Source organism: Chromatium okenii, from assembly GCF_002958735.1.
Classification (GTDB): domain Bacteria; phylum Pseudomonadota; class Gammaproteobacteria; order Chromatiales; family Chromatiaceae; genus Chromatium; species Chromatium okenii_A.
On record NZ_PPGH01000037.1, the window covers coordinates 295664 to 320108 of the forward strand.

General features: G+C 47.7%; 27 protein-coding genes and 4 pseudogenes. 12 read left to right on the top strand and 19 right to left on the bottom strand.

Going from position 1 to position 24445, the window contains the following annotated elements; all coding sequences use genetic code 11:
* The first annotated feature begins 103 nt into the window (after positions 1-103).
* The 3 genes from CXB77_RS20395 (at position 104) to CXB77_RS20405 (ending at position 1763) form a co-directional block, all read left to right on the top strand.
* Positions 104-403 (top strand): DNA methyltransferase, encoded by a 300-nt coding sequence (locus CXB77_RS20395; RefSeq protein WP_242445707.1) that lies wholly within the window; start codon positions 104-106, stop codon positions 401-403.
* 321 nt (positions 404-724) lie between these two features.
* Positions 725-1246, top strand: coding sequence for a hypothetical protein (locus tag CXB77_RS20400; RefSeq protein WP_197711063.1), 522 nt, complete (start codon positions 725-727; stop codon positions 1244-1246).
* A 337-nt stretch (positions 1247-1583) separates the two neighbouring features.
* Complete coding sequence (locus CXB77_RS20405; RefSeq protein WP_197711064.1) at positions 1584-1763, top strand: hypothetical protein; 180 nt, start codon at positions 1584-1586, stop codon at positions 1761-1763.
* Positions 1764-1812: 49 nt separating this feature from the next.
* On the opposite strand, the gene CXB77_RS13205 is transcribed toward CXB77_RS20405, so the two are convergent.
* Genes CXB77_RS13205 through menA form a run of 3 tightly spaced genes read right to left on the bottom strand, consistent with a single transcriptional unit; the run spans position 1813 to position 4632 of the window.
* Positions 1813-2538, bottom strand: coding sequence for a type III pantothenate kinase (locus CXB77_RS13205; protein ID WP_105074274.1), 726 nt, complete (start codon positions 2536-2538; stop codon positions 1813-1815).
* A 15-nt stretch (positions 2539-2553) separates the two neighbouring features.
* The gene (menC, locus tag CXB77_RS13210; protein ID WP_105074275.1) at positions 2554-3720 is read right to left on the bottom strand and encodes an o-succinylbenzoate synthase; all 1167 of its coding nucleotides are present in this window, start codon (positions 3718-3720) and stop codon (positions 2554-2556) included.
* Between the two features lie 24 nt (positions 3721-3744).
* Positions 3745-4632 carry a 1,4-dihydroxy-2-naphthoate octaprenyltransferase gene (gene menA / locus CXB77_RS13215; RefSeq protein WP_105074276.1) on the bottom strand — a complete coding sequence of 296 codons (888 nt, stop codon included), beginning with the start codon at positions 4630-4632 and terminating at the stop codon, positions 3745-3747.
* 150 nt (positions 4633-4782) lie between these two features.
* On the opposite strand from menA, the pseudogene CXB77_RS13220 reads away from it, so the two are divergent.
* From CXB77_RS13220 to CXB77_RS13240, 5 genes and pseudogenes are all read left to right on the top strand, one after another.
* Positions 4783-6024 (top strand): annotated as a pseudogene (locus CXB77_RS13220) (type II secretion system F family protein).
* Positions 6025-6029: 5 nt separating this feature from the next.
* On the top strand, positions 6030-7013 hold the full coding sequence (locus CXB77_RS13225) for a prepilin peptidase (protein WP_105074762.1): 984 nt from the start codon (positions 6030-6032) through the stop codon (positions 7011-7013).
* Between the two features lie 8 nt (positions 7014-7021).
* A pseudogene (gene coaE / locus CXB77_RS13230) lies at positions 7022-7617 on the top strand (dephospho-CoA kinase).
* A gap of 39 nt (positions 7618-7656) precedes the next feature.
* A complete protein-coding gene (locus tag CXB77_RS13235) occupies positions 7657-8223 on the top strand; it encodes a Uma2 family endonuclease (protein ID WP_105074277.1) in 567 nt (188 codons plus the stop codon).
* Positions 8224-8354: 131 nt separating this feature from the next.
* A pseudogene (locus CXB77_RS13240) lies at positions 8355-9558 on the top strand (ammonium transporter).
* Positions 9559-9601: 43 nt separating this feature from the next.
* Here CXB77_RS13240 and CXB77_RS20540 read toward each other — a convergent pair.
* The 4 genes and pseudogenes from CXB77_RS20540 to CXB77_RS13250 all read right to left on the bottom strand — a co-directional run bounded on the left by CXB77_RS20540 (position 9602) and on the right by CXB77_RS13250 (position 11434).
* Positions 9602-9754, bottom strand: a complete 153-nt coding sequence (locus tag CXB77_RS20540; protein WP_198772011.1) for a DNA cytosine methyltransferase — start codon at positions 9752-9754, stop codon at positions 9602-9604.
* A gap of 30 nt (positions 9755-9784) precedes the next feature.
* Complete coding sequence (locus tag CXB77_RS20545) at positions 9785-10012, bottom strand: hypothetical protein (RefSeq protein ID WP_198772012.1); 228 nt, start codon at positions 10010-10012, stop codon at positions 9785-9787.
* Positions 10013-10044: 32 nt separating this feature from the next.
* A pseudogene (locus CXB77_RS23940) lies at positions 10045-10592 on the bottom strand (DNA cytosine methyltransferase).
* Between the two features lie 2 nt (positions 10593-10594).
* Complete coding sequence (locus tag CXB77_RS13250; RefSeq protein WP_105074278.1) at positions 10595-11434, bottom strand: NgoPII family restriction endonuclease; 840 nt, start codon at positions 11432-11434, stop codon at positions 10595-10597.
* 270 nt (positions 11435-11704) lie between these two features.
* Between CXB77_RS13250 and ppa the strand changes: the two genes are divergently transcribed.
* Genes ppa through CXB77_RS13270 form a run of 4 tightly spaced genes read left to right on the top strand, consistent with a single transcriptional unit; the run spans position 11705 to position 13906 of the window.
* The gene (ppa, locus tag CXB77_RS13255; RefSeq protein ID WP_105074279.1) at positions 11705-12253 is read left to right on the top strand and encodes an inorganic diphosphatase; all 549 of its coding nucleotides are present in this window, start codon (positions 11705-11707) and stop codon (positions 12251-12253) included.
* Positions 12253-12750 carry a cyclic pyranopterin monophosphate synthase MoaC gene (gene moaC / locus CXB77_RS13260; RefSeq protein WP_431520730.1) on the top strand — a complete coding sequence of 166 codons (498 nt, stop codon included), beginning with the start codon at positions 12253-12255 and terminating at the stop codon, positions 12748-12750. Before ppa ends, moaC begins: the two co-directional genes overlap by 1 nt.
* On the top strand, positions 12747-13415 hold the full coding sequence (gene yihA, locus CXB77_RS13265) for a ribosome biogenesis GTP-binding protein YihA/YsxC (RefSeq protein ID WP_105074281.1): 669 nt from the start codon (positions 12747-12749) through the stop codon (positions 13413-13415). Before moaC ends, yihA begins: the two co-directional genes overlap by 4 nt.
* Positions 13415-13906 carry a methyltransferase family protein gene (locus tag CXB77_RS13270; RefSeq protein ID WP_105074282.1) on the top strand — a complete coding sequence of 164 codons (492 nt, stop codon included), beginning with the start codon at positions 13415-13417 and terminating at the stop codon, positions 13904-13906. Before yihA ends, CXB77_RS13270 begins: the two co-directional genes overlap by 1 nt.
* Here CXB77_RS13270 and CXB77_RS13275 read toward each other — a convergent pair.
* The 12 genes from CXB77_RS13275 to CXB77_RS13325 form a co-directional block, all read right to left on the bottom strand.
* Positions 13887-15011 (bottom strand): glycosyltransferase, encoded by a 1125-nt coding sequence (locus tag CXB77_RS13275; RefSeq protein WP_242445708.1) that lies wholly within the window; start codon positions 15009-15011, stop codon positions 13887-13889. The two genes, CXB77_RS13270 and CXB77_RS13275, sit on opposite strands and share 20 nt — an antisense overlap.
* A gap of 478 nt (positions 15012-15489) precedes the next feature.
* Complete coding sequence (locus CXB77_RS13280; RefSeq protein WP_105074283.1) at positions 15490-16134, bottom strand: thiopurine S-methyltransferase; 645 nt, start codon at positions 16132-16134, stop codon at positions 15490-15492.
* A gap of 51 nt (positions 16135-16185) precedes the next feature.
* On the bottom strand, positions 16186-19287 hold the full coding sequence (locus tag CXB77_RS13285; protein WP_105074284.1) for a multidrug efflux RND transporter permease subunit: 3102 nt from the start codon (positions 19285-19287) through the stop codon (positions 16186-16188).
* Between the two features lie 11 nt (positions 19288-19298).
* Entirely contained in the window at positions 19299-20450 is a 1152-nt protein-coding gene (locus tag CXB77_RS13290) for an efflux RND transporter periplasmic adaptor subunit (protein ID WP_242445709.1), read from the bottom strand.
* Between the two features lie 267 nt (positions 20451-20717).
* Positions 20718-20963 (bottom strand): type II toxin-antitoxin system HicB family antitoxin, encoded by a 246-nt coding sequence (locus CXB77_RS13300; RefSeq protein ID WP_105074286.1) that lies wholly within the window; start codon positions 20961-20963, stop codon positions 20718-20720.
* A 148-nt stretch (positions 20964-21111) separates the two neighbouring features.
* Entirely contained in the window at positions 21112-21981 is an 870-nt protein-coding gene (locus CXB77_RS13305; protein ID WP_105074287.1) for a Bpu10I family restriction endonuclease, read from the bottom strand.
* Between the two features lies 1 nt (position 21982).
* Positions 21983-23167 (bottom strand): DNA cytosine methyltransferase, encoded by a 1185-nt coding sequence (locus tag CXB77_RS13310; protein WP_105074288.1) that lies wholly within the window; start codon positions 23165-23167, stop codon positions 21983-21985.
* A 13-nt stretch (positions 23168-23180) separates the two neighbouring features.
* Positions 23181-23357 carry a hypothetical protein gene (locus tag CXB77_RS19835; RefSeq protein WP_172452668.1) on the bottom strand — a complete coding sequence of 59 codons (177 nt, stop codon included), beginning with the start codon at positions 23355-23357 and terminating at the stop codon, positions 23181-23183.
* Positions 23344-23403 (bottom strand): hypothetical protein, encoded by a 60-nt coding sequence (locus CXB77_RS24675; RefSeq protein ID WP_431520750.1) that lies wholly within the window; start codon positions 23401-23403, stop codon positions 23344-23346. Before CXB77_RS24675 ends, CXB77_RS19835 begins: the two co-directional genes overlap by 14 nt.
* Positions 23404-23495: 92 nt before the next feature.
* Positions 23496-23726, bottom strand: coding sequence for a type II toxin-antitoxin system HicB family antitoxin (locus CXB77_RS13315; RefSeq protein ID WP_105074289.1), 231 nt, complete (start codon positions 23724-23726; stop codon positions 23496-23498).
* A gap of 80 nt (positions 23727-23806) precedes the next feature.
* Complete coding sequence (locus tag CXB77_RS13320) at positions 23807-24028, bottom strand: hypothetical protein (protein ID WP_197711066.1); 222 nt, start codon at positions 24026-24028, stop codon at positions 23807-23809.
* An 87-nt stretch (positions 24029-24115) separates the two neighbouring features.
* On the bottom strand, positions 24116-24382 hold the full coding sequence (locus tag CXB77_RS13325) for a type II toxin-antitoxin system HicA family toxin (protein ID WP_105074291.1): 267 nt from the start codon (positions 24380-24382) through the stop codon (positions 24116-24118).
* Positions 24383-24445: the final 63 nt, after the last annotated feature.

Sequence of the window (24445 nt, forward strand, 5' to 3'; positions counted from 1 at the left end):
CGAGTTCGTTTCAAACGGGTAAGGTTTTAACTTATATCACGCCGAAAAAAGCGGTTAAAAGTGCGCCGTTTGATTATTTGGATCGTCCGTTATTGAAGAAATTGTGGTTAAAAAACGGGCAGCGAAACGTCATTTCGGTGTACATGGTTATTTTACCAAACAAGCATGGAACGTCGTTCATGAATATATTAATTTTTCACAAGCTGGCGATGTAGTTTTAGACCCTTTTGGCGGCAGCGGTGTGACTGCCGTTGAAGCCATGATGTTAGATCGACAAGCGATTCATTTAGATTTGAATCCAATGTCTACTTTTTTAATTGATGCGCTCACCAGCCCAGTTGATCTTATTGATTTACAGTGCAGTTTTGAACGAATTAAAACGGCATATCTGGAGCGAACCTAAAACTGAGGAAGCCATTGAAAAGGCGTTAAAGCACTATGCGTATCCTAAAGATTTTGTGTTACCAAAAGGTTCAGATGTCAAGGTTGTACAGGATTTATTTAGCAAAAAACAGTTGGCGCAACTCGGATTTTTGAAACATTTAATTACAAAGAAACCAACAAAAATGTTCTGAAAGCATTATTGTTGGCGTTTTCAAGCACGATAAATAAAATTAATCTGACTTATCATAGTTCAACCTATACTAAGGAAAACGCAGGTGATAGTAGTCCCATGCGCTACTATCGTTACAGAATCGCTCCAAAAGGTGTTGATTTAGATTTGATGAAAACTTATGAAAAAAAGATTTCAGCAATTCTTAATGCCAAGCGAGAAATAGCGCACAAAATAAATGATAAAACTATAGATCAGTTGCAGATTATTCGCGGCACAGCAACCGATTTATCGTTCTTAAAAAAAGAAAGTGTGGATTATATTTACACTGATCCGCCGTATGGCAAAAAGATTCCGTATCTTGATTTGTCGGTCATGTGGAATGCGTGGTTAGATTTACCCGTAACCGAGCAGGATTATAGTTTAGAAGCCATTGAAGGTGGCGAACATGAGAAAAGCAAAGCGGATTACAACGCTTTGATTGCAAAAAGTATTGAAGAAATGTATCGCGTATTGAAATTTGATCGCTGGATGTCATTTGTGTTTGCGCACAAAGACCCAGAATTTTGGCATTTGATTATTGATACTGCGAACGCTGCGGTTTTGAATACGCCGGTGCAGTCGCGCAAAAGAACGGACAAACCAGTTTTAAGAAACGGCAAAATCCATTTACAGTTTTATCCGGTCAGTTAATTATTAATTTTAGAAAGGTGCGCAAACCTAAATATATTATGAAAGCCAGTTTGGGCATGGATATGGTGAAATTGTCATGCAGACAATTGAAGGCGTGATTGCCAAATATAACGGCGCATCATTAGAACAAATCAACGACGAATTAATTATTAAAGGTTTGAGCTGGGCTTTTTGATTTACTGAAAAAAGAGTATTCTGATTTAACGCCGTTGCTGCTCGATATGTTTGATTATGAAAGGAAACCGAGTTATTCAGCATCAAACAAGACAAGCAATTCAAAACGCATGTCGATCTGAAATTACGTGTTCGTTATTATTTAATCTCTTATTTGCGGCGCATGGAGCGCGAAAAGAAAACAGCGGAATTTGATGAAATTGTGTTAGCGATGATGCCATTATTGAAAAACGGAACCACGCCAGAAGCGCAAACGATTTTAAGTGTATTAGAAGATATTGCTTATCGTATTGGCGAGGGCTGGCGCTTAACAGCAGAAGGACAGGCAGCTTTTGATCTTTAGAATGAAAATCCCGCTCGCTGGTGAATCGCTGCGGGATGTTGTGAATCAATTAAACAGTTAATCCGCGCAATACCAAATCTTCAATTTCAATAAATGGTTGTGAAAACGCTGCTCGCAAACGCGGCGCATCACCGCCGGTCAATAATATCCGCACCGTCGCCCCCGTTTCTGCTGCCAACCGCTCGGCTAATCGCTCCGCCAACGCCGCAATCGCTTGAACACTGCCCGCTGCGACTGCTGCCGTCGTGTCATTCGCCCACAGCATTCCGCACGGCTCGATTTCGATGCGCGGAATCTGCGTTCCCGCCAGCAAACTCGTCCGCATCATCTCCAGCCCCGGCACGATCAATCCGCCCAAATGTCGCCCGTCTGCCAGCAACAGATCAAAGGTCGCAGCGGTTCCGGCATCGACAATCAGCGTCGGCGCAGCAGTCGGGTTGTCCACATGTGCCGCGAGCAGCGCCAGCCACCGATCCACGCCAAAACGCGACGGTTCGGCGTAAGCAATCCGCACTCCGGCATATTCGGCGCGAGTGCTGACAAACTCCGGTGCCAATCCCCAATACGCTTGCGTCACCCGACCGAGCGCCTCCGCCACTGCAGCGCCACCGACATTGCTCGCCACGATTCGCGTCGGCGCAGGCAGCGTTTCCCACGCCGCGAGCACATCCAACGGAATCGCGTTGCCGTGTCGCGCAATTTGCACTGCGCCGAGTTGTGCGCCGTCGTGCACTGCCCAGCGTAAATTGGTGTTGCCAATATCCAGTAACAGCATAAAAGCTCCTGATATTCAATCTATTAAGTGTGGATGAAAACCTGTGCCGAGCGTTGGTGGCAGCAGCAATTGACCGTTGTGCAACAGCGGCGGTGCACCCAAATCCGCTGCGAGCCAGTCGGCAGTTGCTAAACCGTGCGGAATGGCGCTGGCGCTGGCTGCCGCGAGTTGCGCCGTCGCCCACAATCCGGCAGCACTTTCGATCACGCTGGTGATCACCACTTCAATTCCGGCAGCTTGTGCCCGCTGCGCCAGCGCCAGCGTTCGTTGTACACCGCCAATCGCTGCCGGTTTCAGCACCAGTCGCCGCACACCAAGCGCGTTCAAATCGCCCTGCCAATTCACGCCATGCAGCGATTCATCCCGCGCCAGCGGAAAAATCACCCGCTGCTGCAATGTCGCCAGCTGCGCAGCATTCGGCTGGCGTAGCGGCTCTTCCAGCGATTCAATCGGCAACTGCGCCAGCCCGTCGAGCATTCGCTGTGCAGCATCGAATTCCCACGCGCCATTGGCATCCAGTCGGAAAGTCACATCGAGCGGCAGCAGTTGTGCCAACGCAGTCAGTTGCGCCAATTCGGTCGCGGGATCATGCAAACCGACTTTGATTTTCAACACCTTAAATCCGGCAGCGCAGGCAGCGTGAACTTCATTTGGCGTGATGGTTGACAGTGCGCCGAGCATCGCGTTGACCGGCACTGCATTTGACGCGGTGGGCGCGAGAAAATGGCGCAACGTCAAACCGCGCTCTTGGCTCAATAAATCCAGCAGCGCACATTCCACCGCAAAACGGACGGCTGGCGTTGCAGTCAATTCCGGCTCCAGCGCATCAAGCAGCGTTGCTGCGTCGTGACCAATCGCAATTTTCTGAATTTTCAACAGGGTTTGCGCTGCGGCTTGCGGCGTTTCTGTGCCAGCAGCGGCTAGTGGAGCGCAGTCGCCGTAAAATCCCCCCCGACCTCCCTTTTTCAAAGGGGGGAGATTTAGGAGTTCCTTTTGCAAAGGGTGGAGACAAAAGCCCCCCTTTAGCAAAGGGGGGTTGGGGGGATTTGATGAAATTAGGCAGTTGGGAGAATTCGTTAAATCATCAGCACTGCGCAATTGCACCAGCCACCCGCACCGTCGATTAAATCCGCCGCGAGCAGTCGCCCAATGGCGGTGCAGCGGTAAATCGTAGGCAATCATCTGAAGGCATTCGATCTGCATTATTCAGAATAAAAAACTCAGAATTAACAAGAGCACCAGTGCCGATTGAAATAGCGCAGTACGAGCGAGTTGCACATTCAACGCTGCGCCATTGCTGCGACCTAATTGCACAATTAAAAGCACTGCCAGCGGGAATGCACTGATTAACCATTCATTCGCGCCGGGCAATGGCGCAAGCAATAGCAGCGGTATTGGCGCAAGTAATAGCACTGCGTATAACACGCGAGCGCGGGAACGATCGAGATAATGACAGAGCGTGCGGCGACCAGCAGCGCGGTCGGTGTCTAAATCACGGTAATTATTGACCAAAAGCACTGCGGCAGCGGGTAATCCCAGCGCAATTCCAATAATGACGGCGTTCCAATTAAATACGAGCGTTTGCAAATAATGGCTGCCGACAACCGTAATAATGCCAAAAAATACCAATACGAATAATTCGCCAAATGGTCCGTAAGCGATGGGGCGTGAGCCGGCGGTGTAGGCGTAACCGGCGGCGAGTGAGGCGATTCCGATGCTGAAAATCGGCCAGCCGCCGCGCTGCAACAATACTAAACCCAGCACAAATGCCAATAAAAACATCAGGTGCGCAGCCGTTTTGACTTGGCTGGCGCGAAACCAACCCTGCGCCGTGGCGCGTTGCGGGCCGAGACGGTCGGGCGTGTCCGTGCCGCGTTCAAAATCAGCAGCATCGTTATACAAATTGGTGCCGATTTGAATTGCCATTGCTGCGAATAGCGTGCACAACGCAATCAGCGCGAATTGATTGGTTTCAGCGACTGCCAGCGCGATTCCGGCGAACACTGGCGCGAGTGTGAGCGGCAGCGTTTTGGGGCGAGCGGCGAGAATGCAGCGGGTAAATAATGGTGGAATTGTGGGCGTTGATACGGACATAGCAGATGAGGCGCGGGTGCTGATGAAGTCATTTGAATGAAGACGCGAGCTTAGTGGATGTTGGGGATCGCGTCACATTTGAGGCGGTCAAGCTGCGCGATTCCAGTGGTTGCGCTCTATACTTTGGTTTCGTTCATTGGAGGCATAACAATGGCAGTCGCAATTAAAAAAGCAAAACCAAAAGTTGAAGCTGAAAAAGCTCGCGTCTTTTTGTGGGAAGGCATGGATCGGCGCGGGGCGAAAGTCAAGGGCGAATCGCGTGCGCCCAGCATCAATGCAGTGCGGGCAGATTTGCGGCGACAAGGCGTAAATCCAACCAAGGTCAAGATGAAGCCGAAGCCGTTGTTGGGCGGTGGAAAAAAGAAAATCACCAGCGCGGATTTATCGATTTTCACGCGCCAGCTCGCAACCATGATGGGCGCAGGTGTGCCGCTGGTGCAGGCGTTTGACATTGTGGGACGCGGTCACGACAACCCGTCGATGCAGGATTTATTCTGACGATTAAACAGGACATTGAGGGCGGCACAGCGATGGCGTGGCGATGAGCAAACATCCGCTGTATTTCGACGATCTGGTGTGCAATCTGGTCGCTGCCGGTGAACAAGCCGGTATTCTCGACAATCTGCTGGATAAGATCGCGGTTTATAAAGAAAAAACCGAGTCGATCAAAGGCAAAATCAAAAAAGCGATGTTTTATCCGACGGCAGTCATCGCGGTCGCAGTCATCGTCACTGTCGTGATTTTGTTATTCGTGATTCCGAAGTTTAAAGAGCTTTTTGCAAATTTGGCGCAGATTTGCCGCTTTACGATGATGGTCATTCATCTGTCTGAACTGCTTCAAGCATGGTGGTGGGCAATGTTGCTGGCGCAGGCAGCTTCGTTTACAGCTTTGGCTACGCTTACAAACGCTCGCGGGCGATGCGTGAAGGCATTGATCGGCTGCTGCTGAAGATTCCGATCATCGGTCCGATTTTGAATAAAGCGGCGCTGGCGCGATTTGCCCGCACCTTGTCAACCATGTTTGCTGCGGGTGTGCCGCTGGTCGAGGCGCTGCAATCGGTGTCGGGCGCGACCGGCAACATCGTTTATCAAGATGCAGTGCTGAAAATGCGCGAGGAAGTAGCGACCGGCCAATCGCTGCAATTGGCGATGCGCCAGCGCGACATCTTTCCGCACATGGTGATTCAGATGACCGCCATCGGTGAGGAATCCGGCGCATTGGATGCGATGCTGGCAAAAGTCGCGGATTTTTATGAAGAACAGGTGGACAACGCGGTAGACAGTTTAAGCAGTCTGCTGGAGCCGATGATTATGGTGGTGATCGGCGGTTTGGTCGGCAGTTTGGTGGTGGCGATGTATTTGCCGATTTTCAAAATGGCATCAGTGGTGTGATTTTTATGAGCGAGGTCTTTGCTTTACTTGCGCAAAATACGGAATTGCTGGCGCTGGTCGCCGTACTGTTTGGCTTGCTAATTGGGAGCTTTCTCAACGTAGTGATTTTGCGGCTGCCGCTGATGATGCAGGCGGAATGGCAGCGCGACTGCGCTGAATTGTTGGAAGAAATCCCCCCCTGCCCCCCTTTTTCTAAGGGGGGAGAAGAACAAAGCCCACCTTTTACAAGGGAAAATCAAGAAAGCACCCTTTTGGAAAAGGACTCGAAAAGCCCCCCTTTGAAAAAGGGGGGTTGGGGGGATTCATCAATCTCGCTGTCATCACCGCCGTCCACCTGTCCGCATTGCGGTCATCGCATTCGCGCTTACGAAAACATTCCGATTATCAGTTATTTATTGCTGCGCGGACGCTGTTCGTCCTGTCACACGCACATCAGTTTGCGTTATCCATTCGTTGAAGCATTGACCGCGCTGTTGACGCTGGCAGTGGCGCTGCAATTCGGCATGACGTGGCAATTGCCAGCGGCGCTGGTGCTGACGTGGGCGCTGATTGCGCTGGCGCTGATTGATTACGACACCCAGTTATTGCCCGATAACATCGTGTTACCGCTGCTGTGGCTCGGTTTGTTATTGAATGCGTTCGGAATGTTCACCGATAGCCAAACGGCAATTATCGGCGCAGTCGCGGGTTATCTCAGCCTGTGGACGGTGTTTCAACTGTTTCGGCTGGCGACCGGCAAAGAAGGCATGGGTTATGGCGATTTCAAATTGCTGGCGCTGTTCGGCGCGTGGTTTGGCTGGCAACTGCTGCCGCAAATCGTGCTGCTCTCGGCATTGACCGGCGCAGTGCTTGGAGTGTTGTTGATCGTCACCGGGCAGCAGCGCCGCGAACAACCACTGCCGTTTGGTCCATTTTTAGCGGTGGCAGGTTGGATCAGTTTGCTGTGGGGCGACGCGATCAATACCGCGTATTTCACCTCAGCGGATTGAATTAAATGATGTTTAGCGTGGCATTGACGGGCGGAATCGGCAGCGGGAAATCGACCGTCGCTGACCAACTCGCCGTTCTCGGCGCAGGCGTAATTGATACCGATGTGCTGGCGCGAGAATTGACCGCCGTCGGGCAACCGCTGTTGCAGCGCATCGCTGTCAACTTTGGTGCAGAAATGCTGCTCGCAGATGGTGCGCTCGACCGCGCTGCGTTGCGCCAGCGGGTTTTTCAATCGCTGCCAGAACGCAAACGATTGGAGGCGTTGCTGCATCCAGCGATTGAAGCATTGATGTTGGAACGACGCGCCGCATTGACTGCGCCCTACGCAGTGCTGGTGATTCCGCTGCTGTTTGAAACTGGGCAACAGCAATGGGCGCAGCGGGTGCTGGTGGTTGATGTGCCGGAAACGGTGCAAATCGAGCGGGTGCAGCAGCGCAGCGGACTGGCGACCGATGAAATCAAACGCATTATTGCCAGCCAAATTGCTCGTGCTGAACGGCTCGCTCGCGCCGACGACTCATTGATAACAGTGGAAATTCTGCGGCGCTAATTCCTCAAATTAAGCAATTGCATGAACGTTATTTGCAATTGGCTGGCGCATAAAAATCCCAATTTTCACAAAATGTTGTGAGGCAAGTTGCGATGACTATTTCATCTATTCTGCAAATTCCACTCACTGTTGATGCTTATCTCACTGGTGAAGAAAACTGTGAATTACGCCATGAATATATTGGCGGTCAGATTTACGCCATGACTGGCGCGAGCCGTCAACACGGTTTAATCGTTACCAATCTCATTGCTTTTCTACGTCCACAATTGCGCAGCAGTCATTGTCAAATTTTCGCTAACGACATGAAAGTCCGCCTGTTTATTGGTGGAGATGACATTTTTTATTATCCAGATTTATTATTGAGTTGCGATCCGAATGACCGCGAACGTTATTATTGCACTCATCCCTGTTTAATTATTGAAGTTTTATCTAATTCTACTGAACGCATTGATCGGCGCGAAAAGCTCCTTGCTTATCAAACACTCCCCAGTTTGCGCGAATATCTATTGATTGCGCAAAACCGCCGCGAAGTACAAATCCACCGCCGTTCACAACAATGGAAAGCCGAAATCATCACTGCGGGTGAAGTGGCGCTCAATTGCATCGATTGTGCGCTGCCCATTGAGATGATTTACGAAGAAATCGACGGTTTGACATGAAACAGTGCGACCGCTGGCGCAGTTCGCACTAAATTGGCTCATACAGCAACCGCACAATCCACAAATACTCGTATTATTGATTGGCATTTAATATGCTTATTGCCTCATTTCACAGTTTACGAGGCAACACAATGGAAGCACAGCACACGAGTTCAGACGTGTTATTTATCTTGATTGGCGCAGTGATGGTATTAGCCATGCACGCCGGGTTTGCATTTTTAGAACTCGGCACCGTCCGCGCTAAAAATCAAGTGAATGCGTTGGTGAAAATTATGAGCGATTTCGCCATTTCCACCATCGCTTACTTTTTCATTGGCTACAGCTTGGCTTATGGAATTGATTTTTTTACCGACGCAAAAATTCTTCAGGAAAATAACGGCTACGCACTCGTTAAATTCTTTTTCCTATTAACTTTTGCGGCAGCAATTCCCGCAATTATTTCTGGTGGCATTGCCGAACGCGCCCGCTTTTATCCACAATTACTTGCTTCATTTTTAATTGTGGGTTTGCTCTATCCATTCTTTGAAGGCATAACTTGGAACGGCAATTTTGGAATGCAAACGCTGCTTGAAACCACTTTTGGCGCACCCTTTCACGATTTCGCTGGTTCCGTTGTTGTTCATGCAGTTGGCGGATGGATTGCACTCGCCGCAGTCTTATTACTTGGCCCCCGTTTTGGACGTTATCGTAAAGACGGCAGCATGACCGCACATCCACCTTCATCTATTCCATTTCTCGCTTTGGGTGCATGGACATTAACGGTCGGTTGGTTTGGCTTTAATGTGATGTCAGCGCAAACACTCAATGCCGTAAGCGGATTGGTCGCAGTGAATTCGTTAATGGCAATGGTCGGCGGTATTTTAGCGGCGTTAATTGCGGGTAAAAATGACCCCGGCTTTTTACATAACGGACCGCTGGCGGGATTAGTTGCCGTGTGCGCTGGTTCAGATTTAATGCACCCATTAGGTGCACTCATTACCGGCGCAATTGCCGGCGTATTATTCGTATACGCATTTACCATAACGCAAAACAAATGGAAAATTGATGATGTGCTTGGCGTGTGGCCATTACACGGACTCTGCGGATTATGGGGCGGAATTGCAGCGGGTATTTTTGGTTTAACGCAGCTCGGTGGCGTCGGCGGCGTGAGTTTTAGTGCGCAAGTTATTGGAACTTTAATTGGCGTTTCCATTGCTTTTGCGGGGTTTTATCATCTACGGTTTAGTGAAGCTCGCAATTGGAATGCGCTTGACTGATGAAGAAGAATATCTAGGCGCTGATATCAGTATTCATAAAATCACTGCGCAGCCCGATTATAATCGCGGCGAAGTCTAATCGGTTATTCGTGCTTTACCGATTTATTGACATCTTTTCTGTATTAAAGCGGAGAAGATGTCAAATCTGCAAGAATCGCTTGTGCCAGATGATACGCGAGCACTGGCGGAACCGCATTACCCACCATCTTATAACCCGCTGCCAGATTTTCATAATGAAATACAAATTCATCTGGAAAGGTCTGAATACGGCGCATTCCCGCACCGTTAATCTGCGATATTGCGGTTCAAATCCCGGCACAAAGCGCCGCACATCTGGCGCAATCAATTCCATTTTGGGTGCTTGTGGATGCAGTGGCATGACGCCCGCCAGCCTGAATTGTGAATGAAGTTTCATCCCACGAACGCACTCGATTCCTTGACATATAAATGGTGGAGAATCCGCCGGTCATGTATTCGTGATTCGGAATGATGCAGCGTTCGCCATTGGTGCGTTGATGATTTAGTGCTGGCAATGCGCTATCTCGAAGATCAAAAATTGCTGCTTTTAAGTTGCTTTTTTTATTCGCTGTTGCTGCGGAAAATGAAACGTTAAACCTAAATCAGCGCGATACCCCACAAAAAAGACTCGCGCCCGATCTTGTGGTACTCCATAATCAGCCGCATTCAATAGCTTAAATGATAAGTTGTAGCCACTTTCCGCAAAGAGCGTTTTGATATTTTGTAACGCTTGTTGATGACGAGGAAGCAGCATTCCAGATACATTTTCTGCTAAAAAGAACAGCGGTTGTTTTGCACTTAAAATCCGAATGAATCAAAAAACAATTGCCCGCGTTGATCGTGAATTCCGCGCAATGCACCTGCTTCGCTCCAACTTTGACATGGCGGCCCACCAATTAAACCCACGCTATTAGGAATGTCATCGACGGCAATTTTGGTAATACTGCGGCGGTCGAATACTGTTGTGGGATGATTTTTTTCATAGGTTTCCCAAATATGGCGATCATATTCATTCGCCCATTTAATACAAAATCCGGCTTGGCGAAAACCCAAATCTAAGCCACCAGCGCCAGCAAAAAGAGACACAATATCCATGATTATTTTTTCCGATAAGTAATAATTTTTGCGTCAATAAGTTGTGCAGGATTGTTCGGGTTTCTTATACTTTCATTTCGAGTAAAAAAAGCTGAACTCTCGCTCTCTATGGAATAAATATCTTCGGCAGGCATCGTTTCAAATTTTGATTTTTGCATAATGCAAACCAATTTAAATTCCGAAGATTGGTCGTAATTTTCAAAATGCTCAAAAATTGTCATTGGATTATCAATGTGCCACATACCTCGAATTCTTAAATCCGTAACTCCCAACGGATCAATTTTTTTAACTTTACCAAGTTCGTTCGTTTCCGTAAATTTAATGTCGGGAATTTCGTTTACACCAGTAGATATTTTGTTTTTTAATCTTTCATAAATTTCTTTGTTGGCAATAAAACAATCTCCATAGACTAACCATAAACATTTAATATCGCTGTTTTTAACGTAACCAATAACATACAGCATATCTTTTTCAGTCCATTTTTCGCAATTACGACAAGCCAGAGTAAGCATCTCACTGTTTGAATAAATCTTGTCTTTTGGGTAGGAGCTATTGAGAGCAATTCGTGCGCGAGGCGACTCAATTTTTTTAATTTCTATCGCGTCACCTCCCTTTATCATCACGTCTGGTGGATTATTTTTATTCCCACAATACGAAAATGTGACGCTATACGCAAGATTGCTATTTTGCGCTGTCACATTAACAGCATTCGCAAATACATCTTTTACAAATTTTTCCAGTGCATCTCCTACGTTATTAATGCGGTTATTCCCAGAACTAACGGCGGACAAAGACATCGTTGGTAACGATGCACAGCGAACTAAAAATTGCAATACGTTCATAAATTTAATCTCTTTTTTCGTTAAAAAATGTCAAACATAAATACTTATTGATGATAAATTATTTTTTAATATAGTTCCCATTCTTTTTTGCGAACGAAAAGATGACCGCGCCCAGCAACGCTGCCGATCATCGTGCAACCTAAGCAATTTTGCGGTTACTAAAACATAAACGCATCGTATCGCTTATAATAAACACCCAATTTGCGCCGAGCATCCGCCGTTAACGCGGCATGATTCGGCGTCATTTTTTTCAATACAGAGACTGTTTTCATGGATTTATCGAAGGTTTCACGCGGCGACAACGTTCCAAACATTATCAACGTTATCATTGAGATACCCTCTCACGCCGAGCCGGTTAAGTACGAAATGGACAAGGAAACCGGCGCGATGTTCGTCGATCGGTTTATGTCCACTGCGATGCACTATCCCTGCAATTACGGCTACGTTCCGCACACGTTGTCGTCCGATGGCGACCCAGTTGATGTGATTGTGGTCACGCCTTATCCGCTGATTCCCGGCTCCGTCATTAAATGTCGTCCGGTCGGCGTGTTGACCATGACCGACGAATCCGGCGATGACGCCAAAATTCTGGCGCTGCCGATTGACAAACTGTTTAAGGGCTATCGTGACATCGAGAGTTTCCGCGATATGCCGGCGCACTTGCTGGATCAGATTGCGCATTTCTTTGAGCATTACAAAGACTTAGACGAAGGCAAATGGGTTCGCGTGGGCGGCTGGGGCGGGCGCGATGAAGCCTGTCAGGAAATTCTCGCCAGCGTGGACATGTTTGAAAACGCACCAGAAAAACCAGCGTTTTGATGCACTTAACCCACTTCACTGATCGCGGTACTGCGCACATGGTGGACGTGGGCGGCAAACCAGTGACGGCGCGAGTTGCCGTCGCTGAAGGCTGGATTACCATGACCAGAGCAACGCTGGCGCTGATTGAACAGGGCGATCATTCCAAGGGTGATGTGCTCGGCATTGCGCGTATCGCTGGGATCATGGCCGCCAAACGCACCGCCGATTTAGTGCCACTCTGTCATTCGCTGGCGCTGACCAACGTTGAGATAGAACTCGCTACTTGTCATGTAGAATCAGGCGTTTATTGCTGCGCCACCGTCGCTACCAGCGGTCAAACTGGCGTCGAAATCGAAGCCCTGTGTGCCGTGCAAATCAGTTTGCTGACGGTGTATGACATGTGCAAAGCCGTTGATCGTGGCATGACCATGACTGACGTGCGTCTGCTGGAAAAAAATGGCGGTCAATCAGGGCATTGGCAGCGCACTCCCACCATGATGACCTCAAAAATATGAACTCTTTTTATCAACGCGCTCACTTTCTCACTGCCGCTGCCCAGCTCGATCAAGCGCCAGCCGATAGCGGGCGCGAAGTCGCTTTTTCTGGGCGATCTAATGCCGGAAAATCCAGCGCAATCAACGCGCTATGTCATCAAAAAGCCTTGGCGCGAACCAGTAAAACGCCCGGTCGTACCCAGCAAATTATCTTTTTTGAATTGGATGCTGAACGGCGTTTAGTTGATTTGCCCGGCTATGGTTACGCCAAAGTTTCTGAAGCAATTAAATTGCAATGGCAGCGTCATCTTGCGCATTATTTAGAAGATCGCCGTTCATTAACCGGATTAGTTATTGTGATGGATATTCGTCATCCATTAACCGATTTTGATCGGCAAATGTTGGCTTGGGGACAACGCGCTAATTTAGCAATTCTATTGCTATTAACTAAAGCTGATAAATTAAAACGCGGCGCAGCAATGGCAACCAAACTTACTGTTGAACGTGAAACTGACGCAGCCAATAGCAATGGACGCATTACCGTACAATTGTTTTCTGCATTAGAACGCCAAGGTGTTGAAGTGGTGCAAAATTGGCTTGATCAATGGCTCGTTGTTGCAGAACGTGATCCTGATGCGCCACCCAGCGTTAATCCAGTGTTATCCCCTTCTTTCGGAGATCAATGATGTCTAATTTTTCATTTTTAAAAGGTAAACGTGGCGAATATCTCGTTGCGTTGCAATTCGCATTATTGTTCGCTTTTATCATTACTCCAGTGTGGCATCCAATACCAATGCAAACTTGGTTTGAATTACTGGAAATTCCGCGAAAAATAATCTGGTTTTTTTCGGGACTGATTGCAATACTTTTTGTGGGATTTGGCATGATTAATCTGCGTGATAACCTCACGCCGTTACCGTATCCCGTTGACCACAATCAGTTCGTAAAACATGGTATTTATAATTGGGTGCGACATCCGTTGTATGCCAGCCAATTAATTATGGCATTAGGCTGGGTGTTATACAGTTTAAGCCTTTCACATTTATTGTGGTTTATCGTTGGTTTTATATTCTTCGATTTCAAAGCAAGTAAAGAAGAACACTGGTTAACCGAACGTCATCCTGAATACGTTGATTATGCCAAACGGGTGCGCAAATTTATTCCTTGGGTGTATTAACGTTTAATCCCAGCGCCTGCAAATACTGTGCGGCGCTGTATTCCTGTGTATATTCACTCACTGCCTGACGCAAAAACACCGGCGATAACGGTTTTTTTAATGTCTCTACCATTGCGTTTGCCATTGCTGCGACATCGCCAACTGATACCAACTTTCCGTATTGTCCACTATTAAGTATTTCCGCTGGTCCACTTGGGCAATTGGTCGCTACTACTGGCACACCTAATGCCAATGCTTCTGTTAATACATTCGGCGATCCTTCCCACGCCGATGACAACGCAAATAATCCTGCTCGCGCTAACCACGCATACGGATTAACTTGAAATCCGGGCAGCACAACGCTGGCATTTAAGCCTAATTCCGCGATCAATTCAGTTAATTGCGTTCGTCCGCCGCCTTCGCCAAGAATAATCAACCGACAATTATGCTCCGCCCGTACTCGCGCAAAAGCACGAATTAACGTTGGAAAATCTTTCTGCTGTTGCAGTCGTCCCATTCCTAAAATAACTGGCGGTTGATTGGGTTCTAACCACGAATGCGGACAGGGTTCTGCCGCCAATTGATTTAATTCTGGCGTAATGACTGGATTACGAATGACGTTAATGCGTTCGTGGGGAATACGCGCAATCTGCGCAGTATCATCAGCGACGCCTTGCGATACCGCAATAATACGATCAAGTTGCGGATAAAGCAGGCGAATTGGTGCATAACGCAGCCAACGTTCTGGTGCAGTCCGCATTGCCATTGCCGCAGATAAATTGGTTCCTAAGCGCAATACAAGACGGGTATTGATTTGCGCCATTGCTCGCGCTAATACCGCTGCGCGTCCGGCACGATCTTTTGCTGCCAATACCACTGCTGGACGCTGATCGCGCAAATAACGGGCGAATGCGGGAATTGCAGAAAATGTGTGTTTGGTGTGCAATTGAATTAAATTAACTTGTGGCGGTAAACGCGCAAGATGTGGACTATTAGCACGCACCACAACCAAATCAACCGGTTGATCAAGTGCTATAAAACCGCGTATTAAATTAATTAACATGCGTTCAACGCCACCGCTTCCAGAAAAGGACGCAAACACAGTAAGCAATGGTTTTTTTTTCATAACGTGTCACAATTCGCAATTTATTTATATTGAAATGCCAGAAAAACGCTAATCAATAAATACATCTGGCATGAGTTGGGGAGATTTTTAATTGTCGCATTTTAATACTTGACTTCATTTGGGATAGATGTGCGGAAGGGCAGTGCAAGCTGCGCCGGTTCCATTTCCCGGTATGCCAACCTTTCGCATCATCTGCCCACCCCAGTTGGCATTGGGATCGGCGATTTTCATTTGCATGAAATCGGAGACAGAAAACGCCATTGATGTTCAAATGGATAATCAAATAAAACTTAGGCGGCGATAGTTTGTTTAATTTTTCACGCCTACATAAAAGATAGCATTATCGGTAACTTATGAAAGGGGGTAGTCGCTAACTACTCCCTTCAGCCAGCAGGCAAAATCTAAAAAATAACCATCACCTATTTAGCAGTATGGTCACAATAACCTAACTCACAAAGCCGTTTTATCCAACACTTCATCACTCAAGTTTCCACACCTGTTCTGCCAGCGCCGTGACACCGCGCTGGCGCAAATTTGGCGCTTCATTTAATACATCAAAATTTGCCAATTCAATAATGGTTTTACCTGCAAATATCTGTGCGATTTCATTGCGCTGCACTGCAAACGGTGGTCCCGCCATTTGCTGTTGATCGTAATCAAATGTAATCAATAATTGAGCAGCATTTGGAGCCAGCATTTTAAGCTGCGCTGCGTAACTTTCGCGCAATGCTGGCGGCAAAGCCACCAACGCACCACGATCATAAACTGCATGTATTTCAGGAAGATGTGCTGGTGTGAGTGCGAAAAAATCGCCACACAGCAGCGTTAATTCATCGACTTGATAACTGCGGAATGGTGACGCATCAGTCATTACCGCTGTTAAACCGTTTTCTGTTAAGAATTCTTCGATTGCCAGTGGACTGAGTTCGACACCAATTACACGCAGACCTTGGCTCATTAGCCACAGCAAATCCAATGTTTTACCGCATAATGGAACCAATACCGCTGCATTTGCTGGCAAGTTAAATTGTGGCCAAAACTCCTGTAAATGCCGATTGATTTCTGGTAAATGCCAGCCGGTTTCGCCCTGTTGCCAGCGTTCAAGCCAAAATTCTGGTGTCATTGCAAGTATTCCATTCAAAAATGATGCCCGCTTTGAATAAGGGGCTGGGATTTATTCCGGTTTGTCGCCCATTAACCGCCGCACAACCACATAAAAAGTGGGCACGAATAAGACACCGAGTAAGGTTGCGCCAATCATGCCGCCCATAACACCAGTACCAATCGCATGACGACTATTCGCGCCAGCGCCGCTTGATAATACCAGCGGTAAGACGCCCAGAATAAACGCAATGGATGTCATTAAAATGGGGCGAAAACGCAGCCGACTGGCTTCTAATGTCGCTTCTAAGACGTTCATTCCTGATTGGCGCAGCGTGTTGGCGAATTCAATAATTAAAATTGCGTTTTTTGCCGATAGTCCAATCACCGCAATTAAACCAACGTTGAAATAGACATCATTTTCTAATCCGCGCAACCAAGTGAAGCTCAATGCGCCTAATACGCCAAGCGGAACCACTAACATTACTGCTGCTGGAATAGACCAACTTTCATAGAGCGCAGCCAATGCTAAAAAAATCACTAATAGCGACAACGCAAATAGAATTGGCGCCTGTTGACCGGAAATGATTTCTTGAAATGATGATCCAGACCATTCGTAGCCAATGCCATTGGGCAAATCGTTTTCAACAATGGATGCCATCGCCTTCATTGCTTGCCCAGAACTGTGACCGGGTGACGCGCTGCCGTTGATTTGAATGGCACCATAGCCGTTATAATGGTCAATGGCTGGCGGTGCATTATTCCAACTTGCAGTGACGACGCTACTCAATGGAACCATGTCATCTAATCCGCCACGACTGCTCGGAATGTAATAGTGATTGAGGTCTTCTGGACGGCTGCGGAATGCGGCATCTGCTTGCAAAAGCACCTTTAAGACCCGCCCTTGATAATTGAAATCGTTGGCGTAGACCGGCGCGAGCATTAATTGAATTGCGCCATAAATATCGGCCAGCGTTAAGCCCATGGCTTGCGCTTGTAAGCGATCAACCGTGAATTGCACTTGTGGCGCATCTTCTAATTGATTGGGGCGCACTCCTGCTAATACTGGATTTTTTCCTGCTGCGCCGAGCAGTGCATTTTGTGCCTGCATCAATTGCGCGTGACCCAATCCGGCGCGATCTTCTAAACGGAAATCAAATCCGCCAAAGCGTCCCAATCCGCGCACGGTTGGCATATTCACCACGAAAATTCGTGCTTCCTGAATTGACTGCAACATGCCATTGGCTGCCGGAATAAACGCTTTGATTTGTTCATTCGGTTTAAGACGTTGATCCCAATTTTTTAAGCGAATAAAACCCAGTCCGACGTTTTCGCCCTGACCGACAAAACTGAATCCGGCGACATGCAGCACGCGATCCACTGCCGGATGTTGTTTCAAAATGGCTTCCATTTTTTTCAATACGGCGCTGGTGCGTTGCAAACTCGCGCCCGGTGGTAACTGGATGATTGCAAACGCATAACCCTGATCTTCTTCTGGCAGAAAACTGGTCGGCAGCTTGACGTACAGATAACCGGCAACTGTCACCAGCGCAATAAACGCCACCATCCAGCGCGGCGTGTGACGAATCGCGGCGCTCACGCGCTTGAGATAAGTTTTCGCAATCCAGCCGTAACCGCTATTAAAACCGCGCAGAAACCAATTCGGGCGGTCGTGCGTGGGACGCAGCAGCGTCGCGCACAGCGCCGGCGTAAAACTCAACGCCATCAGCGCCGAAATGCCCATTGAAATCGCAATCGTCAGCGAAAACTGCCGGTAAATGACGCCGACACTGCCGCCAACCAATGCCATCGGTAAAAACACGGCAGCCAGCACCAGCGTCATCGCAATCACTGCGCCGGTGATTTGATCCATCGCTTTTCGCGCTGCTTCGATGGGCGACAGTTTTTCTTCCGTCATCAGTCGTTCGACGTTTTCAACCACGACGATGGCGTCATCGACGACCAGACCAATTGCCAGCACTAATCCGAATAAACTCAGAACGTTAATTGAAAATCCGACGGCGTACATTCCGGCAAATGCGCCGGTAATTGCCACTGGCACGACTAAAGTTGGAATGAGCGTGGCGCGTAAATTCTGTAAAAACAGCAGCATCACCAGAAACACCAGCACCACCGCTTCGGCCAGCGTTTTCACTACTTCTTTGATTGAGATTTCAACGAATTGCGTGCTGTCATACGGCGATACCCAATCCACGCCGTTCGGCAAATAACGCACCAGTGCATCCATTTTGGCGCGTACCGCTCGCGCCACATCAAGCGCGTTGGCTTCCGGCGCGAGTTGAATCGCAAAGCCAGCGACGGAATCGCCCGCCAAATGCACTTCGCGTCCGAATGATTCCGCGCCCAGCCCAATGCGGGCGACATCTTTTAATTGAATGTGACTGCCGTTGGGATTGGCGTACAGGATGATGTCGCCAAATTCTTCGGCGCTGGTGAAGCGGCTGGCGGCACTGACTGACGCGGTAAAACCCTGACCGGGCAACGCCGGTTCTGCGCCAATCGAACCGGCAGCGACTTGAATGTTTTGCGCTCGCACTGCGTCCAACACTGCGGCGGCGCTGAGGCCGTAGCCGCGCAGTTTGTCGGGATCAAGCCAAATCCGCATCGCATAACCCGCGCCGAATTGCGTCGCGCCACCAACGCCGGGCAAGCGTCGAATCGGATCGAGAATCTGCGCGGCGATCAGGTTGTCGAGCGCGTAACTGTCAATTGTCGGATCGGTGGATTTGAGCGCCACCACCATCAGGAAATCGCCGTTGGCTTTGGCGACGGTGATGCCGTTGCGGACGACTTCTTCCGGCAAGCGGGATTGCGCCACGCTCAACCGATTTTGCACCTGCACTTGCGCGATGTTGGGATCAGTGCCGGTTTCAAAGGTCAGGGTGATTTGCGCCGAACCGTTGGAGCGCGAAGTGGAATCGAAATACAGCAGGTTATCCACGCCAGTCAGTTGCTGCTCGATCACCGAAGTCACGGTTTTTTCGAGCACTTCGGCGCTGGCGCCGGGGTAATTGGCGTTGATGCTGACTTGCGGCGGTGCGATGGGCGGATATGCCGACACTGGCAATTGGAAAATGGCGACGGTGCCGCCGAGCGTGATGAGAATCGCAATCACCCACGCGAAAATCGGACGATCAATAAAAAAGCGTGGCATATCAACGTCCTTTATTTACTACTGGGCGCTGGCGCAGCGCCAGCAGCAGGTTTTGGTGCGGCAAGTTTGGCCACTGCGCCCGGCTTCACTTTCTGTAAACCGGCAACGATGACCTGCTCGCCGTTACTCAATTCGCCCGTCACGACCCAATCGCTGTGCGTCATCACGCGAGTATCCACGCGCCGCGCTGCGACCACGCCATCAGCGCCTAACACCATGACCGATGCGCCTTTGTCATCACGCAGCACTGCGGCTTGTGGCAGCACAAACGCATGTTCCAATTGCCCGGTCGTTAGGCGCAGCGTGACGAACATGCCCGGCAGCAGCGCCCGCTGCGGATTGCTCAATGTGGTGCGCAGCGACACTGCGCCGGTATTGGGATCAACTGCGAGATCAGAAAAATCCAGCGTTCCCGTTTCGGAATAGGTCGCGCCGTCGGACAGCAACACTTCAACCTTGGTTTTCGATGCAGCTTTGTTCCCCAGCGGCTGGCTGGCTCCATGCTGCAATTCGGCAAGTTCGCGCACCGATTGACTAAAGTTGATGTAGATCGGATCAATTTGCTCCACCGCAGTCATCAGCGTCGCTTCGCCTTGCCCAACCAACGCGCCTTCCGTGACCAATGCTCGCCCCGCACGTCCGGCAATCGGAGCGCGAACGGTGGCGTAACTGAGATCAAGTCGCGCACTTTCGATATTGGCGCGTGCCTGCATCACTACCGCAGCGGTGGTGCGTTCATTCGCCAGCGCCGTGTCTACATCCTGTTGAGAAATGGTCTTTTTTTCGCGCAATTCGCTGTAACGGCGAGCAGTGAGCGCCGCATTCACAGCATCCGCTTCTGCCTTTGCCAGCGCCGCTTCTTCCGCCCGCAATTTGGCCTGCAACTGCGCCGGATCAATTTTGAATAGCACCGCGCCCGCGTTGACATCCGTCCCTTCGGTGTACACCCGCTCCAACACAATGCCGGCCACTCGCGCCCGTACCTGCGCAATGCGCGTGGCTGCCAGCCGTCCCACCAATTCGCGGTGAGCGGCGCAGTCTGACTTTTTGCAGTGATGACAGAGACTTCTGGCGTTGGCATCGGCGGCGGACCAGCGGGTTTGTCGCCCCTGCGCCCGGCAATAAATCGCAGCCGAATAGCATTGCAGCGGCAATACTGGCAATAAAAATGCGTCCTAAAATCAAATTCATCGTGATTTCTCAATGAAGCAGCAACTGCGTTAACACTGGATTTTATTATGAATGATTTAACATTTTTATGTCAGCAGTTTTTGTGAATCTTAAACAGCGGGACAATGCTCGAAATGCGCTTATTTCCGCAACACATCGAGCATTATTCGCGCTGCTGACTGCCGGTAACGCAGATCACTTGCAGTCTCTCGTATTAAAACAGCAAGCACGTTTTTCCAGTCAACAACAGCGATGTATTTTTATGCTTCAATGAAGACTTTTGTCATGCCTAAAAACTCAAACGTCTCATCATCTTCTCCTCTATCTTCCCATGCGATGTGGAGTTTAATCGCCTCTTGAGCACGCTCCCTTAACAGTTCAATTGATTCAGCTTGAACATAACAGCCGCGTAAGCCGATGACTGATCCAATAAATATGCCCTGAGCATCGCGTTCAACCCCCATGCTAAACTCTTTTTTTGTTTCTATCTCTGGTGTTGATGACATCTTCTAATCTCCGTAGTTTATTGACAATTTTCATTCGTTCAATCATTTGCATCATTGACAATGCCGCTGTCTTTGTCGGTTTTCACTCGCTGCTGGTGCTGGGTCGTCGTATAAATAGAGCGGGAAACATTGAGTTATACCATTCTTATTAGATTAAGAAGCCTCGGTCTATTCCGTGAGAAATACCGCCTTCCCAATCACTAGTAAGAAATTCACGCACACTGTTGAAACAGTGATTTATTACGTCATCATAAATAGGATTCTTTTGATAGTTGGTGTCATACCTGAACTCGCGGTCTGTGTTTTTCTGCTTTCTAAGAACGTAAATTTGGTCAATTTTGTATTTTTTAAGATTGACTGAGCCAGTAAGTTTTAACCATTCAGCAACAACGATGTACATTGCGTTTGGATTTTTCTGCTTGAGTTGTTCAGCAGCAGTCGATACATCTTGAAGCATTGTTTTATCGAGATATGTTTTGCATTCAATTGCAACTGCGGGAATGTCCCAATCGTGCTCTTCAATTAATGCCGAGCCACGACATTTCATTGTCGTTTTTACGCTTGCGCCGATAGTAAAGTCGTGATCTTTTATTTCAAATAAAGCGTGAGGTTTCTTTATCATATGCAGGTACGATGGAGCTCTGAAGAAAATGTCCTTAAATGAATGAGATTTACCGATTAAGGCATATTCTGAAATACCAAAAACAAGGTCTCTAAACAAGTAATACATGAATTCTTCTAAAACAGAAGAATGAAGGTTTGAGCGAGAATCGAATTTTTCAGCGTAATGCTGTTGATCTAAAAAATCCTTGTAATCATTTAGCAGCTTGACTCGTTTTTCTATAGTTAGAAAATCTTTTTCACTCACATCGGCAACGGGGCCGCGAAGAACTTCGTTGGCGGTTTTCCACTGATCGTAGCGAAATCTAATCTCAGATAAATACCGACGTGATTCTGCATCTTTGTATTTAGTTTGATGATGTTCTTTTTGTTCTAAGTTATTCCCATGAACGTACATTTTAGCTCCGAAGTTGGTTAATGATATTTTCTGCGATTGCTTTTGCTAGTAGCGGTGGAACTGCATTGCCAACTTGGTTGTACTGACATAAATACTTTTCCTCAACGCGACCTTCACGCTGAAGCAATTTATGGCTAACCACAGTCGGCTTACCTTTGAAAACGTACCAGTCAGGAAAAGACTGAATTCTTGCGCCTTCACGAGTAGTAAAGTTTCTATTCATATAAGGATGAACAAAGTTTGCATAAAAAGATGCCGCTATCGTATGACATTGCCGATCAGGGTGCATTCGCCGGTTATTTTGTCCGTATGTTTTTTCTGAAAATTCTGCACTATTCCTTTTCAGTGGACGCAAGTGATCAGGTACATTCGCTGTAGAGTCGCCCCACATCATTGTTGCAAAGCGAGCAACAAGGCGTTGTGAGTGATTCATGGCTTTATGATTAAACAGCTTATTAGAACCAGCGCGGAGAAGTCGTTGGTAGTTGTTTTGTGGTGGCTTAGAATAAGCACATTCTTCTTCGCCTTCTCGTGCTTTAATTTCTGGAAGATCAGAAATAGCATCCCATAGTGTTGGGCATTTATCCAAATGCGCTTCCAGAAAATCTGGAGTGCTCATTATTGAATGCGTTTTTTCTGGAAAAGGTGTATTTAATTTTATTGTCGATGCAACAACGAAAAGGCGTTTTCTGATTTGAGGAATTCCATAGTCTGTGGCATCTAGGATTCGATAATTGACCTCGTAACCAATTTCTCGCAACTTGGCTATAACAATATCAATTACAAGTTCTCCATTTGCAGTGCGTGCTTTAACTAGATTAGGCACGTTTTCCATGATCATAATTTGTGGTTTGAGCAAGCGACCAACTCTAATGAATTCTTCAAAAAGAGAATTACGCGGGTCTTTGTGGTCGCAGCTATTCTTATTACAGATTGAGAAACCTTGACAAGGTGGTCCACCCAATATGATGTTCGGTCGAATTTTTCCAAACATAGTCATAATTTGTTCGTCAGTCATCGTCGTGATGTCACTCTGTATCACTTTAGCTTCAGGGTGATTAAACTGAAATGTTTCACATGCCCAACGATCTATTTCAATGGCACCAATAATATCGGCACCAGCCAGCTGGAATCCAAGGCTAAATCCACCTGCGCCAGCAAATATGTCCAATACAGAATAATACATGTTGCCTTCTTCGCTAGATATTCATAATCGTAATGATGCCAGCCATAAACGTATCGCGTCTATTATTAGTTTTTTTCTTCTTTTCTGCGGCACTTTTTTTGCCAATTTTATCGGTAATTGCTACTTGTATCTTTTTAGAATCGCGCCCAATGAATTCCAACTTATTCACCAACGCATCAAAATGATTCACCAGTATGCACAGGCACGACGGTTGTTCTTCCGTCTGGATGGCGCATGAAATGATGACTGCCTTTAATTCTTATCACTTAAAATTTCACTCGTATTAAAATATCAACCACGTCTTTTCCAGTTAAAGATGGCAGTTTATTCATGCTGCGATGGTGATTTTTTGCATACCAATAAAATCAAGCGGTTCAATATCTATCGCTTGCACTTCGAGATACAGTTCAATCGCTTCCTGAATACGCTCCATTAAAATATCAAGCGATTTGGCTTGGGTGTGACAGCCGGGCAAACTTGGCACTGATGCAATAAAATAGCCCTCAGCATCGCGCTCAATCATAATGTAAAATTCTTTTTTCTCTGGTGTTAGTGACATCTTCTAATCTCCAGTAGTTTATTGACAATCATCATCTTTTCATTCGTTCAATCATTTGCATCGTTAATAAAGCGGCTGTCTTATTTAATCACGATAAATCTCGCTGCTGCCGCAGAATAAATGGGTTCTTGACCTGTGCAGACACGCTCTAAAACAGCTACAGCGCGATATTCTGTTTCCAAATCAGCTAATCCTTGTTCCACCATGTCATGCAATAGCGCAGCTTTGGTGATGCCGCTGTGCATGACTAATGCGTCTAAGCGTTGCTCAAATTCAGTGGATAATTCAATTAACGTGCTCATCATGTAATCCTCATTGTCATCTGATTATTTCCAATTATTCTAACGGATAGCGCGGGTTATTCATCGTTTCATTCGCCAATCATGGCTTTACCAAAGCCAGCGCCATTTGCGTTTTTTGTCTATAGCACGGTATAGATCACTCCGACTAATGCCAGCTTGTGCACTCATCGAATCCAATAACGTTAAACTAAATGGCGCTTTTGGACAGTCTACTGTGACCTTAAATAAGCGACCGTTAACGCGCTTTTCCCAGTATTCATGCGACGTTCCAGAATGCGGTGGTCGTGGCATAAATTCCAGCACCTTCAAAGCGCGTTTGACATCATCGCAAGTGAGTGGTGGCCAACGACTCATACGGCATGAGTTCGCGGTGTTAAGCGCATAAAATTACACGTTTTATGTTGAAAAAGCAGACCA

What these genes read in the sequence shown, in the direction of transcription:
- CXB77_RS13285 (WP_105074284.1), bottom strand. Translation starts at nt 19,287, where the DNA reads ATGCCACGCTTTTTTATTGATCGTCCGATTTTCGCGTGGGTGATTGCG.
- CXB77_RS13235 (WP_105074277.1), top strand. Translation starts at nt 7,657, where the DNA reads ATGACTATTTCATCTATTCTGCAAATTCCACTCACTGTTGATGCTTAT.
- ppa (WP_105074279.1), top strand. Translation starts at nt 11,705, where the DNA reads ATGGATTTATCGAAGGTTTCACGCGGCGACAACGTTCCAAACATTATC.
- moaC (WP_431520730.1), top strand. Translation starts at nt 12,253, where the DNA reads ATGCACTTAACCCACTTCACTGATCGCGGTACTGCGCACATGGTGGAC.
- CXB77_RS13320 (WP_197711066.1), bottom strand. Translation starts at nt 24,028, where the DNA reads ATGAGCACGTTAATTGAATTATCCACTGAATTTGAGCAACGCTTAGAC.
- CXB77_RS13325 (WP_105074291.1), bottom strand. Translation starts at nt 24,382, where the DNA reads ATGAGTCGTTGGCCACCACTCACTTGCGATGATGTCAAACGCGCTTTG.
- CXB77_RS13310 (WP_105074288.1), bottom strand. Translation starts at nt 23,167, where the DNA reads ATGTATTATTCTGTATTGGACATATTTGCTGGCGCAGGTGGATTTAGC.
- CXB77_RS13305 (WP_105074287.1), bottom strand. Translation starts at nt 21,981, where the DNA reads ATGTACGTTCATGGGAATAACTTAGAACAAAAAGAACATCATCAAACT.
- CXB77_RS13275 (WP_242445708.1), bottom strand. Translation starts at nt 15,011, where the DNA reads ATGAAAAAAAAACCATTGCTTACTGTGTTTGCGTCCTTTTCTGGAAGC.
- menA (WP_105074276.1), bottom strand. Translation starts at nt 4,632, where the DNA reads ATGTCCGTATCAACGCCCACAATTCCACCATTATTTACCCGCTGCATT.
- CXB77_RS13250 (WP_105074278.1), bottom strand. Translation starts at nt 11,434, where the DNA reads ATGAACGTATTGCAATTTTTAGTTCGCTGTGCATCGTTACCAACGATG.
- CXB77_RS13225 (WP_105074762.1), top strand. Translation starts at nt 6,030, where the DNA reads ATGAGCGAGGTCTTTGCTTTACTTGCGCAAAATACGGAATTGCTGGCG.
- CXB77_RS13205 (WP_105074274.1), bottom strand. Translation starts at nt 2,538, where the DNA reads ATGCTGTTACTGGATATTGGCAACACCAATTTACGCTGGGCAGTGCAC.
- CXB77_RS20405 (WP_197711064.1), top strand. Translation starts at nt 1,584, where the DNA reads ATGGAGCGCGAAAAGAAAACAGCGGAATTTGATGAAATTGTGTTAGCG.
- CXB77_RS13315 (WP_105074289.1), bottom strand. Translation starts at nt 23,726, where the DNA reads ATGTCACTAACACCAGAGAAAAAAGAATTTTACATTATGATTGAGCGC.
- CXB77_RS13270 (WP_105074282.1), top strand. Translation starts at nt 13,415, where the DNA reads ATGTCTAATTTTTCATTTTTAAAAGGTAAACGTGGCGAATATCTCGTT.
- CXB77_RS13300 (WP_105074286.1), bottom strand. Translation starts at nt 20,963, where the DNA reads ATGTCATCAACACCAGAGATAGAAACAAAAAAAGAGTTTAGCATGGGG.
- CXB77_RS20540 (WP_198772011.1), bottom strand. Translation starts at nt 9,754, where the DNA reads ATGCGCCGTATTCAGACCTTTCCAGATGAATTTGTATTTCATTATGAA.
- CXB77_RS13280 (WP_105074283.1), bottom strand. Translation starts at nt 16,134, where the DNA reads ATGACACCAGAATTTTGGCTTGAACGCTGGCAACAGGGCGAAACCGGC.
- menC (WP_105074275.1), bottom strand. Translation starts at nt 3,720, where the DNA reads ATGATTGCCTACGATTTACCGCTGCACCGCCATTGGGCGACTGCTCGC.
- CXB77_RS20400 (WP_197711063.1), top strand. Translation starts at nt 725, where the DNA reads ATGAAAACTTATGAAAAAAAGATTTCAGCAATTCTTAATGCCAAGCGA.
- yihA (WP_105074281.1), top strand. Translation starts at nt 12,747, where the DNA reads ATGAACTCTTTTTATCAACGCGCTCACTTTCTCACTGCCGCTGCCCAG.